The sequence below is a fragment of the Bacillus cereus group sp. BceL291 genome (genome assembly GCF_051776705.1).
GTDB lineage: Bacteria > Bacillota > Bacilli > Bacillales > Bacillaceae_G > Bacillus_A > Bacillus_A cereus.
Genome location: NZ_JBPWAP010000005.1, coordinates 49,356 through 64,290, shown reverse-complemented (window position 1 = coordinate 64,290; position 14,935 = coordinate 49,356). Strand labels below are relative to the sequence as shown.

The following is a 14,935-nucleotide window of genomic DNA, read 5'->3' as shown; positions in this document are numbered from 1 at the left end:
TTTTGACTATAACGAATGACAACATATGAAGTCAAAGAAGACTTATCGCCTTTTTATTATCCCTTTCGACACTGCCATATTAACTTCTACAAAGTGTCAAACTAGATACTTCTCTTGCCCCTCTTTCATATAACAAACTTCCGATTTGCCTAACTGTAATCCCTGTCGTATACACGTCATCAACGAGTAAAATATGTTGCTCAGAAAACATCTCTTCTCCCTGAAAATAAAAAGGATTGCTTCCTGACACCCTTTCTTTACGTGTCTTCTTACTTTGCTTTTCTGTTTCCCTTCTTCTTAATGATGGATAAGAAATTTTGACAGGCAAACAAGTTGCTAATAACTCAGCTTGATTAAAACCACGTTCAATTTCCCTTTCCTTACTAAGCGGAACAGCGATAACGGTTGAAACATTGGCAAAATACTTTTGAAATAAACTTCGAAAAGGACGATAAAAAATGTGCACTAACTCCGCATCCCCCCGAAACTTAAACTGTGCTACTATTTCTTTCATCTCATCATCATACATATATAACGAACGGTTTTTAAAAGAACGATACTTCTCCTCTTTCGTCCACCTTATACAATCTATACAAATACCGTCTTCTTGAAATGAGGCAGGAACAAATTCTAAAGGTCGCCCGCACTCCATGCAAATTTCTCCTATAATATAGGAAAGTTTCTGCTCACATCTATCACATATATATTTTCTATGACACTTTACAAAAAAAGTGTACCAACTAATCTTTTCTACAAAACACTCATCACAAAGTAAACAATGCATTAATCGATCAATCCTTGTTCTTTCGCATTTTTATTCATACCTTGAATATGTTTTTTCGCGCGCACCATCGCCTCTGTCTTGCCATAGTGAAAATAAATGACCTCTCCATACGGTGCTTCAAAGCTCCGCCCTGCTCGGCCCGCAATTTGTACGAGCGCACTTTCTGAAAATATTTCTTCTTCCGCCCCTAAAACTGCGACTTGCAAATTTTTCACCGTTACGCCTCGCTCTAAAATTGTCGTTGTAACTAATAATGGGATTTCTCCCTTTCTGAAAGCCGCTACTTTTTCTTTTCTCCCTGGATCTTCTGCATGTACACCTTCAATTCGATTGTTTAATGGTTTTAACAACAAGCTTATTTCTTCTATATATCGCACATGGGGGACGAATAAAAAAATAGGGAATTTTTTATTTAAGTATGTTTGTAACCACTGTAGTAAAACTCGAGGAATTCTTTTATGAATGAGGTTTTTTTTTCCAATTCCCGCACCAACAAAATAAAGGAACTGGCAAAGGATGACGATGATATCGTCCAGAAACAATAACACCTTTTTGTTTACCTTGTTTAAGTTTTCGCTTCCACGTTTCATCTGGAGTCGCAGTTAAATAAATACGCGCCGCTTTTTCTTTCATCGCTTGTTTTACCGCGTACTGTAACATTTGATCTGCACAATATGGAAACGCATCTATCTCATCTACAACCATGACATGAAACGCCCTATAATAACGTAATAATTGATGCGTAGTCGCAACGACTAGTACTGCATCTTTTTCTTTATCCACACTCCCTCCATATAAAGCCGCTACCTTTACATATGGAAATACTTCTTGCAATCTCGGTGCTAATTCCAGAACAACATCCGTTCTCGGCGTTGCGATACAAACTCTTTCTCCTTTTTGAAGCGCTTCGTTAATTCCGTAAAACAACATCTCTGTTTTCCCAGCCCCGCAAGTGGCCAGTCTTGAATACCGAAAGAATTCGAGACAAAACAAAAGAGCACAGCCTGTATATAAAGTGCTACCAACACTCTATATACCGTCCACCTGATTACGCCAGGTAAACACTTGCTATACTCTCATGAATTATTTTACATCATGCAGGGTTTATTCAGCAACGTTTACCAAATTGGTGACGTTGCTTTTTTGTTTCCACAAAGGAGACGTATAATATGGAAAGAAAACGTATCGATGTTATCGCAACTAAAGAATCCTTCCACAACTTATCATCATTCAACGATGTGGAAGAACTAAACAAAACTATACGTACATACAGAGATGATATCCGTATGTCTATTAAGCGTACGGATGTACAATCTAAACTTATTACATTACTTGAAATTTTAAAACGCCACAGCTGCAAATATGTAGGCGTTAGTTTCCTATGCAAAAATAGAATAGCCGAAAAGATGGAAGTTTCATATAAAACTGTACAACGTTTAATGAAGAAGCTTGTGGATTTAGAGATGATTAAACAAATAGCAATGAAGCGTAAAAAGGACATGCTTCAAACTTCTAATGCTATTATCATTCAACCAATTGTGGAAGAAGTGTCCAACAAGGCAGATGCAAAAAGTCCTACAAAGTGTCCTACCATTAAAACAAAACCTGTTTCATTAAAACAAAATATAAAAGATATAAACAAACGTAATAGTAATGAGAATAGCAATACTCCAAAAGAGAATATTGAACAAGCTGACTTTGTTGCTCACTGGGTACCAGAACGTTTTATTTCTTTAGTTAGCTCTTTTTACAGTGAATCTAAAACAATTCAAGAACTGTGGAAGGTCGTAAGACAGTGTAATAAAGTTACAAACTTCTCTACAGGTGATAAAGCATTTACTAAAGACCAGGAACTTACTATTGGCTTAAAAGCTATTAAAGAGTTTGTTATGAAAATTAAATCTGGAGTAAAAATGAAGAAAGGTACATTCGCTTATTTCAACGGAATTGTAAATAAATTAATGGACAAGTTCTATTTCGATAAGGAATTTATGGGAATGTAATATTTACAGTTGTTGCATGAAATTGGTATGATTTAGGTATTATTTTTCAAGGAGGTTTTTTCATGAGTTATGATACTATTGCATCACTACAACGCATGCAACAATTACAGCAATCGGAAGCCGCTGCTGGAAAGAGAATTGTCTTGCAACGAATGTTTACAGGATTGGATATAGTGTTATTTATTATAGCGTTTATCTTAGGTATTCCGACTTTCTCGATATCTTGTATATTATTTTTAATCTATTATTTCTCAATAACTAAAACATATTTAGTGAAAAATGTGGCTACTGGTGAAAAATTTAGAGTTAGTAAACAAGATTACAAGCAATATAAAAAGGAATTTAAAGCGAAGGAAAAAGAAGTTAGAAAAATTTCTGATCTATAATTGAATTTTAAGGGCGGTACATATTAAATGAAAAAGAACTCTAAATTTATGACAATTACTCGTTCAATCTTCAATGCTTTTCGTTTACTTAGTAAAATCATTAATCCTATATTAAAAGCATTATCTAAAAGTAAATTCTAGCTACATAACAACAAAAAGCCGACTCATAAGAGAGTTGGCTTTCAAATTATTCATATGGTCGATATTTTTCTCTTAATTGCCCTAATTCTTCAGCCAGTTTTTCCACATCTTCACGAAAGTACAACGAAACCCTATCAACTACTTTAATAGGAACAATTCGCCCTTGTTTTACAAGTACATGTAATCTTTGGGTTGTGACACCTAATAAATTTACGGTTTCATTTGCTGTTAAAACTACTTGATTAACTAACTTTTCTATTTCTTCACGACTTATTTTATAGTCCATACTCATTTTTCTTCCCTGCCTTTTTTCCATAGAGAAATTAAATTAATAACAAGCGCTATAGCTAAAATTATTGTGGAAGCAATTCCTAAGTAGTCACTTACTTCAGGCTTCTTATAGTTTGTTACTGTAACCACTAATACTAAAAATAATGCTAATACCAAAGTATTTCGATCTAACTTCATTTTTACATGGATTGGATTTTGTTTAATTTTGTAATCATGTTATAATATTTTTTAAGGTTGGGGGAATTTCTTCCCCCGTTGTATTATTTGCGTCTAGTCTTGCGGGCTAGGCGTTTTTCTATTTCTTCTTCCTTTTTCTTCTCCTTTCTATCTTTCATATCGTTTAAGTTTTTCTTTGCTGTTATCATTCCTACCACCATGCCTACTATGTAAGCTAGATTTTTAAGAACCTTTTCTGTTAAGTCCCAATCCATGTTTCTCACCTCCCTTACATATATAATTATACCATAGCTGTTTATTCAAATCAATAGTTAGTAGTTAAATAATTGCTATAAAATAAAAAAAGCCGTCATTATGACGGCTCTTACTTTAATCTTCAAACTTCACATATTCACCTGAAACCCATTGGTCTCCACCCACATTATACCAACCATCTCTATATCCCCACGACTGATACTGTTCTCCTTGGTACACATTTTTTACAATGCCATAATTAGTTCCTGGACCTCTACGAACACGCAATACATCTGCTGTAATAGTAACTATTTCTACGCCTTTATTGACGGATTGCGAACTTGTTGGTGTGCTTTCTCCAGTAAAACGAATGTATGATGAATCATTATAAATCCACTGATCGCCACCAAGGTTTAGCCATCCATTTGATTGTCCCCATACTTCGTAGGACTCACCTTTACTTAATTGACGAATAACCCCGTATCCAGTACCTGGACCTTTACGCAGGTTAATGCCATTCCCCTCAATATACGCAATACCTGTCCCGTTAGTTGACGGTGGAATAAGCGTAGGAGTTACTTTATTACCTCCATTGTATGCATTTTGGACTCTCTCAATAAAGCTATCCCAACGTCCTTCTGCCAACATACGATGAGGACAGTACTTCCCACTCCATGATTGATGTGTACGGACTTTATTAATTGGAATATCGTACTGTTTCATTAGTTGAGCTACAACGATAGCTGCATTGTCTTCCGCTTTATAGTATCTATCTCCACCGCTTAAAGAGTAGCAAATTTCAACTCCGATAGATTTACGATTACCATTCCCATTACCGTCGCCAGTATGCCAGGCGTTACGCTCTAAAGGGATTCCTTGTACTGCTTCTTTATCATCTACTGCAATATGAAATGAAACCTGATTATCATTACGAATCATATAAGCTACTTCGTTTTCTGCTGTAGCATCGTTGTAAGTATTGTGAACTGTAATGAATTCCGGATTCATTGTATAAGGACACTTTATACAATATTTACTTGGGTCAACTAATTTTTTTCTAATTTCCATTATAGAACATCTCCCTTTTTCTCTTCTTGTTTTTGTTTACCACCTAAAATTTCGACTGCATTTGTTAAAGCTGAAGGCAAAGGTATTCCCATACGCCCTGCATTTTCTAAAAGTGAAAGCAACTCATTTCCGATAAAGAAAAAGATTGTTGCTTCACGAAGAGCACTATTCGAACCCACAATTGCATCTGCTTGAGTAGCTGCTGCAACTAAAAGAAAAAGCACCACCTTTTTGGCGATGCCTTTGAAACCAACTTTACTTTTTAACTCTCCGTTATATCCTGCTGCAATTACTCCCGTTATATAGTCGATTGCTGCCATGATTACTAGAACTTTCAATGTTGTATCCCACCCTCCTAAAAAGTAACCACAGAAGCCACCGAAAGTGGCAATAAAAGCTTTTAACAATACATCAATACGATCCATCTTTTCATCTCCTTTTTTAGCAATAAAAAAAAGACCAGCTATTGCTGCTCCTGCTCTGTTTGTGTGTTATTTTCATTAGTTGATGTTGGCGGTTCTTGAGATGGGTAATTCCCTGTAAGTGATGCATAACACTCTAAACAAATATTCTTTTTCGCAAATCCCATATCCAGTGTGTACAGACGCGCTCCGCGTTTACATATTTCACACAGCGTAGCAATTCGAAACTTTACTGTCCCATCCATCTCTCTCCATACTTCAACCCTGCTAACACCATTTAGAAGACCTGCATTATTTAACATATCAGCAGGTATTTGAACAAAAATCCCTGTCTCTGTGCGCTCTGCATCCACCAGCCTCCCCATAAAAGGAAAGCTTTCACCTGCTTGAAGTGGCATCATTTGATTCTCATTCATTCTTACTTCTCCTTTCTATCCAAGTGCATTAAATTTCCAACCACTTGGAGTACTCGCATAAAAACCCGATCCCATATTACCGTCTGTAAAACGAATATGACCCCATTGTTGAAATCCACCGCCACCTAAATTAATTCCCTGCATTGCTCGTATATTCCTAAAGATTTTCACTTCTTTTTCAGTACTTATATCAAACGTTTGTCCGTCTGGTGCTGGAGATATATTATTATTTACACCACCTACAGCAAGTGCGTTAAACGGCTGAATGCCATCTGCTCTTTCTGCTGCAGCACGATCCCAATTATACATAGATGCATATTTGCCACTGTATAGCGTTACACCACTTACACAAATCGCTGTCCCTTGTCTCATGTCAGCATTTCCAGAACAAACTTTAATAATCAATGCGTGTTGTTGCGGAATATAGTTTGTTGGAACTTTGAAAGTAAAAGAATATCTTCTGATTTCTCCGTAGAATGTAGACGGCTCAGGAAAGTCCATCTTTTGTTCATTCCATATATCGTAACTTACATTGTCTCGGAATTTAACGCAGCATACTTGTAAACGTGGTTTCCCTGTTTTACGTACACCATTTATCATAGACGTTCTAAAGTGAGCAGAAACTGTATATTCGTTACCAGGGTGTATCCCATTATTCACGATTGTTTCTGGATAGTTATACATATCTACCCTTGCAGCATTCACCATTTGCTCGTAATCGAATATATGTGTATTCTTTTCTATTACTACATTGCCCCACGACTTCCAGGTAAGACCGTATCCACCTTCAAACCCATAATAATCTGAATGTCCAATGTTTTTCTTTGTAACACTAGAAAAGTCTGGATCTGCTATTAGGTTTCGTCTTGATACCGCAGTTGTTTTTGTTCCCCATTCGTCTTTGAATAGAAAATCTAACATGTTAACTATTACGCCTTCTTCACCATCAATCGTAATTTTATCTCCACTAATTCTAATAAGATTCGTATCAATGCCTTTTGCTGTTAGCCATTTGACCATTGTATCTGCATTAATATCTAGTTTTGCAGCATTGATTGTAATTTTCCCAGGGGACATATTGATGGCAGTGACAATACCGTCCTTTAAAATCTGCGCTAAAATCCCTTCATCTAACACTTCTAACTTAGATTCCGTTTTCTTTACATAGGCATTATAAGTCTCATTTATAAACGTTTCTTGTTTTCCAGAGATGATTGAAACGCCTTTTTCAGTAGCACTAATACTTCTTTCTAACTCTGTAACTTTCTGATTGTATTTTTCGGTAGCTACTTTATTAGCAATATCATCTATCATTTTATCAATATCCGTTTGATCTTTCGGATGTAGCCAAAATTCTGTAGCTACTTTACCACGCTGTAACATAGGTAACGCAATCCATAAGGTCCCATTTCTTCTCACCCATGGTTTATAACGCGCTTTAACAGCTCCAACTGGAACTGTTCCGGCAATAACAGCTCTAATCCAATTAGAATTTGCAGTTACATCGATACCAATTGATGATTGTGAAACTCGGCTACCTTGGGCATTTAGATACTCAATTTCTAACACGAAACCTTGTCCTATGTTATTGGACATAAAGTAACCTGAAGCTACAATGTCTTCACCAGCAGTTACGTCTATCGTTTGATGAAGGCTATACCATTTATCTTCATTCAATCCAGTCGCATATAATTTAGCTGTTGTATAGCCTCTGTATGTTACAGAAGAATCAATAACAGCACTATTACCATTTTGTGTCCAGTATTTGAAGCCTTGAGCGAATGAAGCGTTCCGTAGATCATTTATAGAACCCAACCCACCAACATAATCCTCAACATCTTTCTTTTTCATTGTTAACTTTAATGCTTCAGAATGTTGCCCTATTGTTGTAGTAGCCTCACTAATCGTCTTCCCTTGCGCAGTTTGTGTTTCCTGTAATTTCTTAACACTTGCAGTTGTTCCTTCTGCATTCTTTTCTACAGTGTTAACACGTTCATCAAAAGAGGTTTGTGTTTTTTCTACCGTTTTAATACTTTCTTTAATACCATCCACACTTTTTTCAATCTCTGTTGTTTTCTTAGTGAATTCATCATTTGTTACTTGATTTTCTGGAGCTGGTGTCCAATCCTGTGGCTTATTCCCTTTATATAAAGCCACCCATTCTACAGTTGCCTTTGTAGCATTATTTGGATAATTATATAAGTTTAATCTCCGTTCATTCCCACTTGTAGTTGCAACAGCTTTAAAAGTTACATAAGTTATTCCGTTAGCATAGGCACTTGTTGCATATCCAACATGATTTGTACCACCATTCTGCCAAATTCCAAATTGTTGGCCCTGCGGGACACTTCCTTTAATTACAAAAGTATATTCCTCACCTGCAACAAAATTTTCAGTTAGAGAATATGGATTAATTAGATAATCTATTTTTTCGTATTTAGCATTTGAATCTAATAACAGATTACGTCCTCCAGATTTATCGTTATTAACCTTTGTTTCTACTTTTGTTAACTTTTCACTAATCTTCCCTGCTACTTCTTTGATCTCTGTTGTTACCTTGGTTAAAACATTCCCATCTGCAAGATCTTCAGGAGCTGGCCGCCAAGAATATTCTTTGCTACCTATAATCAATTGCGGTGAGCTTTGCTGATACCAACAACCAGCAGGAGGGTTTGCATCGGGCTCTACACGAAAATGACTCTCGTTATCCGTTCCCGGTGATGACATCATACTTGCTGTCACTGTGAACGAAACGCTTACTCTTTGCCATTGATTAGTAGATTTATTTGGATGAATTCCAGTAGCACCTGGTGCAAAATAGAAAGTGTGTTGTAAATCTTGGCCATTCGGTAAACCTTTTACACGAGTAAAAATTGAATAGGTTACTTTGTCTCCTACTTTTACAACTTTTCGATCTACTAAATCCTTGAAGTTATAAGCTAAAGCAGTCCATGATGTTTGAGTTTCTACGACTGCATTACCTTGAAAAACATCCTTCGAAATTTTAACTTTATCTGCTGATTTAAGCCACCAACGATTGTCTGCTTGTGCAATGGTCAAAGCTCCATCAAAAGATTTAGAACCGACTACCAAGTTTCTTACATCGTCATTAAAGTTTGCTACACTTTCTTTAACTGCTGAAATAACTTTCTTATTTCCGTCCACATCACTTTCTAATGTATTGATTTTACTTGTAGTATCAGTACTATTTTTCGTTAATGTTTCAATAGACAATTTAAATTTCTCAGAATCCTGTTCAACCTTGGTTACTTTTTTATCAATTTCACCTTGATCTCTTTGTACATCAGAAATAGTTCTTGTAACTTTTGAAAGCCCCTCTGTTACTGTATTAAATTGTCCAGTGGCTTCTTCTTGCGCTTCTTCCACTTTCTTATTTAACTCTTCTTTTGTGAGTTTAATATCCTTACTTACCTGCTCCAGTGTATCTTTTTTAATTGATTCCACATCAGGAATAAGAAGCTCCCACCCTTTACCATTCCACACTTTTAAAATACCAGGTTTACCGTTACTAATATCTCGCCATAAGGTCTTGCCTACTATAAGGTTATCAGTTGGTGCATTTTTAGCTTCAATAATATTTACCGTATTATTTTTTAGATTTTCTTGAACTTTTTCTGCCAACTCTTTAGCTGCTTGAGATTCTTTTCGTATGGTTTCAATTGTTTTTTCATTCTGTTTTACCAGTTTGTTTAGCTGATCTAGCATTTCTTGTTTACTACCTAACGAACTAAGAATTTGATTATAAATCTTTCGTAATTCTTCGTTAGGATCTACAATTTCTCGATAATCTCCAAATACATATTTATCTTGTGTAGGATCAGTAAAAGATTCGTCTCCAGCTATTGCTCTTGCTTCTAAATAAAGTTTTGGTGTAAAACCTGTATCTTTAATTCGAATTGTGTCCCCCTCATTAATCAATTCATGCGCTAATCCAAATACACGTCCTATGGATGCCGCTTTTACCTCATAAGAAACAGACGCATTTACACATTTCTTCATTTCAATTTCCATTAAAGTTTTCAGACGTTCAGGAGACATGTTTTCATTGTCAGTTTCCGGACTATAAAAACCGAATTTATGTTTACCTTTTTCATTCCATCGTTGAAAAGCATCAATATTAGTAATATACGGAAGACCATTATTAATTTTTTCTATCGTAATAATGTTATCGCCTTCACCTTTCACAAAACCAATTAAAGCTGTACAGATATTTTGCGAGTTCTCAATTCGCTTAATTCCAATTAAATCTTTCCCTAATTCAATTGTTTTCCCTGTATCCTGCCCGCGTTTTTTCACCATATCAACATACCGTTCGATATGATTCCCTACAACCTCAGTTCGATATTGAATTTCTAGTTCAAATAGAGAAGCAATCTTTTTCAAAAAACTTAATGGATCTATAAATTTATCAACGGTCATAGAACGGAAACTTTCATAAGAAATATTTCCTTTTTTCCATTTCGTTCCCTTAAGAGCTATATCTACATACTCCGCTACTGTTTTTGCTTCAAACTTTTGCGGATCAATATAATTCGCTTTACCAAGTAAAATCCATTCACCAGACGCGTAAGTTGTAAGGGATCTATTATTAGAATCTTTTTCTGTTTCAGTAATTGTGTATGGAACAATTCGTCCACCCCTTACCTCTTTTAAGACCAAATTTTGTTGCGTAAGCGCTGCGGCTTCTTTTGTACCATCAAAAACCGTGAAATCTAGCTTATCAACATTATTTTTAATCTCCCAATGCCTATTGTCATTCCAATAATCCTTTGATTGAATCGCTCCGATAATTTGATCTGTTTGTGAATCAACAACATGTAATATTCCACTTGGTGTTCTCATCTAAATCGCTCCCTATATGTAACCTTTGCTGTTCCTATATCGGAAGGTATAATTTCAAGTTTATTCGTATCTTTATTGATAACAGGAAAATTACTAAAAATATCTTTTATGTTAATAGCGTTTTTCCCTTCAATACTGACATGACTGCTTTCTGTATCAATCACGACTTTGTCACCAACATCGACTATATATGGCGGTGTACTTTGATTATTTAAATTCACTTTCCAAAATTTCAAATCAGAAACGGTCATCGCTTCTACTGGAGGAACATCTTGCCACCGCATGATACTAATCTGTATTTGAGCTGCTTTTTCCATATGTTTATTGTCTTTATCAGTCCATCTTGCAAAGCGCTCTGCATCATCTTTTTCTGTTCCAGGAAGAAACTTTGAAATATACGCTTCCCAATCATTACCCGTTCTAGCAATCCACAACCTACCATAATACTGATTCCACGTATTGGGATAATCACCACTCTCATAAATTAAACCTGTTTTTTCAGGCTTATTATCATATCCAATTACCATCGTTCCAAAATTTTGTTCCGCTTGCCAATAGAGGTCATTCATGGCAATTTTTGAAAGAACTTTGCTGTTTTCATCGAGTATCGCTATCTCAACTCGTCCCATTTCATTGATCGTTTTACTTTTACATGTAACGTGGGCTTGCATAATAAAATCTTGTACTGGCCCACCAGGAATACTCTTCTTAACAGCTGCCCCATGCCATCCATTACCCGAGCCATAGTCAGAACAATAGAATTGGTAACTATCTGTTTTCATTTCACCAACTGGATTACCATCTTCCATAGAACTAACCTTACTCCACCCTACAGTTGTGGACATATCATCCCATATAAGACGTTGATTTCTTTCTACAGGCAATTGCTCCATTTTTAATGGCATTCCAATACGAAAATAATCTGGTTCCTTTGCATATTTATCTTCAAACCATACATCTAAAAAAGTATGTGGCTTTTTAATATCAATTTCAATAATCGGATTGGAATGCACAGAGCCTTTGTTTTGGACATTGGCAATTAACCCCTGGCCGTCATTTTCAAAATCAACCGTTTTCTCATTTCCTAACTTATAAGGCATTGGGCAAACAAAGTTCAAAATACCTTTACCTAACGTAACAAAATCCTCTGGATCAAAATCTTCATCAATAACCGCTAGGTATGTCCTATCAGGTGTTACATCAAAGACTAATTCAACAGGTCTTTCTGTAATTAACCACTCTGCTATTTCTTCTTTTACTGTTTCTAAGTCTGATCCATCAGAAACAATAATTCCGACTGGAACAGGTAAAACTCGCATTTCAGTTTCTGTCGTTAATAATCTTGCACCTGGATAACCTGGAACGCTTAAAAAGTTCCGTTTTAACGGCGCCCACGCTGGTTTTTTCCACCCTTTTTCGATTTGAATAAAATCCTTGCGTATATTGTTAAATGTAAAAGAGCTCACGTTGCCACCTCATTTCTTTTCAAATTAAAAGAGACTCAAACTTAAAAGTCTGAATCCCTCTGTGTTTCTCGTTCTTGATATTCGGTTGTATAGCGATATGTACCACGCGCTACATCTCGTCCCTCTAAAACAACAGGAACCTCCACAACGAAATCTCCACCAAGCATTGGAATGACTCCACCACCAGATGATCCTGAAGAATAATGAATCACTGGATTCGCAACACCAGCTGCCATAGCTTGTCTACTATTTGACATATTTCCATACACACCACTCATAACACTCTTTAACCCTGATAATTGATTCATGGAACTAGCCATCATCCGGCTCATATCACTCATTAGTTGATTCATAGTTCCAGTGATACCGAGAGATCTTTCTTTTGAAGATAATGGCGTAACTGTAATTGAATTCCCTCTCTTAGTAAAGAGCTCAGGACCAGCTTCACCAGTTATAAAAGAGCCATCACCAACAGGCTTACCGCCTTTAGCAAGCATTGGTACATGTGGAATAGTTGGAGCGCTAACTCCTGGTATATTGTTTAATAATTCTGCTGGTGTGTTAAAGCCATCTATAAATTTATTAATAATACGAATGATTCCATTGATAGCTGTACGAATACCACTTTTAATACCATCCCATACGCCTAATACTGCTGATTTCATGCCTTCAAACGCTCCACTAACAGCATTAGTTACCCAACGAACAGGAGTCATAATTGCTTCTTTTAATCCATTCCAGACAGAAGATGCGGTTGACTTGATACCTTCCCAAATGTTTGAAAGTGTAGATTTTATACCATTCCAAATACTACTGCTTGCGCTACTAATCATGTTCCAAACCGTTGAAATGGCTTCTTTGATGCTATTGAATACAGAACTTGCTGTGGAAACAATTGCGTTCCATAAGCTAGATAGATAGCTTTTAATCGTATTCCACACTGCACTTGTTGTGGAACTAATCGTATTCCATGTATTCACAATCCAATCTTTTATTGAGGTGAATATTGGCGTTACAAAAGCTACTAACCCGTTCCAGCATGATTGTAAGAAATTCTTAACAGCATTCCATACAGACATTGTTGCTGAACTGATTGTATCCCACACAGCAATGATCCAGGACTTGATTTTTTCAAAAATCGGCATAACAAACGCTACAAGTCCATTCCAACAGGAAACTAAGAAATTCTTAATTGTTTCCCATACAAAACTTGTAGTAGAACTAATGGTATTCCAACATTCAGAAATGAAATTCTTGATACTTTCAAATATTGGCGTAGCAAAGTATAAAATAGCCGTCCAAATTGCTTGTAAGTATTGAGTAATAAAACCCCATACAGTTTGAATCACTGTGGAAATGCCATTCCAAATCATAGAGAAGAAATCAGCAATCCCCTGTAAAATAGGAGTTAGAAAGGCAACTAATCCATTCCAAGTTTCTTGGAAGAACTCACTAATCGCCGTCCACACTTCAGAAGTGGTTTGACTGATACTATTCCAAACTTCTGATAGTGTTTCAACTACTCCATCCCATATTCCAGTCAAATACTCCACAACGGAATTCCAGGTTTCTGTAGTAGTTTCAACGATAGAACTCCATATTTCAGACAAGGACTCAACTATCCCATTCCATAACTCCATTAAATATTCTTTAATCGAATTCCAAACTTCCGATGTAGATTCACTAATACTATTCCAGGTTTCACTTGCCCATTGTACAATCCCATCCCATATTCCTACTAAGAATTCTCCAATTGCATTCCAAGCATCAATGGTCCATTGTTTGATATCATCCCAATTTTTATAAATTGCAACACCTAGAGCGACAACAGCTGCTACAATTATTGGAATAAGAGCAATCAATCCTGTCATCGCCCATCCTATACTTGTTATGACGACAACTATTGGTGCTAAAGCCATGAACGCCCCTGCAATTACACCAATAGCAACAGCAATCGCTGTTAATGTTGCTGCTAATTCCGGATTATTAGAAATCCATTCAGCGAATTTAGAGACAAGATCTGCTATAACTTCAAGAACAGGCTGAAGAGCAACTTGTAAATCTTGCATTGCTTGTTGAAATTTAACCGCTGGAGATGCATCTATTTTAGAAGTAGCACCCTGTAAGTCCTCTACTCCTTTTTTTAAATCGACTTGTTTACCTTCCGCTTTCAAAATGGTGTCGATAATTTTCTTCCCTTGGTCTTCCCAAAGAGTACCGAACATCTTCGTGCCAAGTGCATTTCTGTCTGTTGCATTTTCAACACCAGCTAAAGCTTTGGTGGCTTCAAGCATCGCTTTTTGTCCACCTTCGCCACCTTGAGCGATAGCTTGACCCCATTTTTCAAACTGATCCGCCGAAATTTTTGTTTTATCTAAAACCGCTTGCATAGATTTATCTACACCTGCACCAAACTCAGCCATTTTGATACGCCCTTCTTTAACACCCGATATGTTCAACAGGACTCGCAACATCCTGCCAGTTCTCTTATGAACTTCTGTATATCACTATACAGACCAGACTATATCATCATCTTTTATATAAGATGCTCCCCATTTCGGATGTCATTAACTTACACCCTACGCTTTTCAGCTAGTCGTTGCACGTTCCTTTGCTAAAGGCTTCGCTCAGTATTGTCTCATTTGAGAGTTTCACTGAATTAAAGGAGTTTTCTATGAATGTCA

The 14,935-nt window shown here is 36.4% G+C and carries 11 protein-coding genes and 1 pseudogene; 2 read left to right on the top strand and 10 right to left on the bottom strand.

The features are described 5' to 3' along the window. Positions 1–79 precede the first annotated feature (79 nt). A complete protein-coding gene (locus tag ACS2CR_RS06110) occupies positions 80–784 on the bottom strand; it encodes a ComF family protein (protein ID WP_033668092.1) in 705 nt (234 codons plus the stop codon). Further along, positions 784–1,741 (bottom strand): annotated as a pseudogene (gene comFA, locus ACS2CR_RS06105) (ATP-dependent helicase ComFA); the annotation flags it as partial. The gene ACS2CR_RS06110 and the pseudogene comFA, both read right to left, overlap by 1 nt. A 212-nt stretch (positions 1,742–1,953) precedes the next feature. On the opposite strand from comFA, the gene ACS2CR_RS06100 reads away from it, so the two are divergent. Both ACS2CR_RS06100 and ACS2CR_RS06095 read left to right on the top strand, forming a co-directional pair. Continuing rightward, positions 1,954–2,787: a helix-turn-helix domain-containing protein gene (locus ACS2CR_RS06100; RefSeq protein WP_153602623.1), complete on the top strand. Its 834-nt coding sequence runs from the start codon at positions 1,954–1,956 to the stop codon at positions 2,785–2,787. A 62-nt stretch (positions 2,788–2,849) separates the two neighbouring features. After that, positions 2,850–3,173, top strand: coding sequence for a hypothetical protein (locus tag ACS2CR_RS06095; protein ID WP_000119478.1), 324 nt, complete (start codon positions 2,850–2,852; stop codon positions 3,171–3,173). A gap of 187 nt (positions 3,174–3,360) precedes the next feature. Here ACS2CR_RS06095 and ACS2CR_RS06090 read toward each other — a convergent pair whose 3' ends face one another. From ACS2CR_RS06090 to ACS2CR_RS06055, 8 genes are all read right to left on the bottom strand, one after another. Continuing rightward, the gene (locus tag ACS2CR_RS06090) at positions 3,361–3,600 is read right to left on the bottom strand and encodes a helix-turn-helix domain-containing protein (RefSeq protein WP_033690498.1); all 240 of its coding nucleotides are present in this window, start codon (positions 3,598–3,600) and stop codon (positions 3,361–3,363) included. 265 nt (positions 3,601–3,865) lie between these two features. Further along, the gene (locus ACS2CR_RS06085; RefSeq protein ID WP_309567774.1) at positions 3,866–4,036 is read right to left on the bottom strand and encodes a hypothetical protein; all 171 of its coding nucleotides are present in this window, start codon (positions 4,034–4,036) and stop codon (positions 3,866–3,868) included. 115 nt (positions 4,037–4,151) lie between these two features. Then, positions 4,152–5,084: an N-acetylmuramoyl-L-alanine amidase gene (locus ACS2CR_RS06080; protein ID WP_309567775.1), complete on the bottom strand. Its 933-nt coding sequence runs from the start codon at positions 5,082–5,084 to the stop codon at positions 4,152–4,154. Beyond that, positions 5,084–5,509 carry a phage holin family protein gene (locus ACS2CR_RS06075; RefSeq protein ID WP_016084519.1) on the bottom strand — a complete coding sequence of 142 codons (426 nt, stop codon included), beginning with the start codon at positions 5,507–5,509 and terminating at the stop codon, positions 5,084–5,086. Before ACS2CR_RS06075 ends, ACS2CR_RS06080 begins: the two co-directional genes overlap by 1 nt. 38 nt (positions 5,510–5,547) lie before the next feature. Further along, complete coding sequence (locus ACS2CR_RS06070) at positions 5,548–5,922, bottom strand: hypothetical protein (RefSeq protein ID WP_016084518.1); 375 nt, start codon at positions 5,920–5,922, stop codon at positions 5,548–5,550. A gap of 15 nt (positions 5,923–5,937) precedes the next feature. Next, the gene (locus ACS2CR_RS06065; RefSeq protein WP_153602762.1) at positions 5,938–10,785 is read right to left on the bottom strand and encodes a phage tail spike protein; all 4,848 of its coding nucleotides are present in this window, start codon (positions 10,783–10,785) and stop codon (positions 5,938–5,940) included. After that, positions 10,782–12,251 (bottom strand): distal tail protein Dit, encoded by a 1,470-nt coding sequence (locus ACS2CR_RS06060; RefSeq protein WP_325839021.1) that lies wholly within the window; start codon positions 12,249–12,251, stop codon positions 10,782–10,784. Before ACS2CR_RS06060 ends, ACS2CR_RS06065 begins: the two co-directional genes overlap by 4 nt. A 41-nt stretch (positions 12,252–12,292) precedes the next feature. Further along, positions 12,293–14,674: a hypothetical protein gene (locus ACS2CR_RS06055; RefSeq protein ID WP_153602763.1), complete on the bottom strand. Its 2,382-nt coding sequence runs from the start codon at positions 14,672–14,674 to the stop codon at positions 12,293–12,295. Positions 14,675–14,935 lie beyond the last annotated feature (261 nt).

Excerpts from the sequence above, each read along its gene's own strand:
- ACS2CR_RS06065 (WP_153602762.1), bottom strand. The coding sequence starts at position 10,785 with ATGAGAACACCAAGTGGAATATTACATGTTGTTGATTCACAAACAGAT.
- ACS2CR_RS06070 (WP_016084518.1), bottom strand. The coding sequence starts at position 5,922 with ATGAATGAGAATCAAATGATGCCACTTCAAGCAGGTGAAAGCTTTCCT.
- ACS2CR_RS06080 (WP_309567775.1), bottom strand. The coding sequence starts at position 5,084 with ATGGAAATTAGAAAAAAATTAGTTGACCCAAGTAAATATTGTATAAAG.
- ACS2CR_RS06055 (WP_153602763.1), bottom strand. The coding sequence starts at position 14,674 with ATGGCTGAGTTTGGTGCAGGTGTAGATAAATCTATGCAAGCGGTTTTA.
- ACS2CR_RS06095 (WP_000119478.1), top strand. The coding sequence starts at position 2,850 with ATGAGTTATGATACTATTGCATCACTACAACGCATGCAACAATTACAG.
- ACS2CR_RS06110 (WP_033668092.1), bottom strand. The coding sequence starts at position 784 with ATGCATTGTTTACTTTGTGATGAGTGTTTTGTAGAAAAGATTAGTTGG.
- ACS2CR_RS06090 (WP_033690498.1), bottom strand. The coding sequence starts at position 3,600 with ATGGACTATAAAATAAGTCGTGAAGAAATAGAAAAGTTAGTTAATCAA.
- ACS2CR_RS06085 (WP_309567774.1), bottom strand. The coding sequence starts at position 4,036 with ATGGATTGGGACTTAACAGAAAAGGTTCTTAAAAATCTAGCTTACATA.
- ACS2CR_RS06100 (WP_153602623.1), top strand. The coding sequence starts at position 1,954 with ATGGAAAGAAAACGTATCGATGTTATCGCAACTAAAGAATCCTTCCAC.
- ACS2CR_RS06075 (WP_016084519.1), bottom strand. The coding sequence starts at position 5,509 with ATGGATCGTATTGATGTATTGTTAAAAGCTTTTATTGCCACTTTCGGT.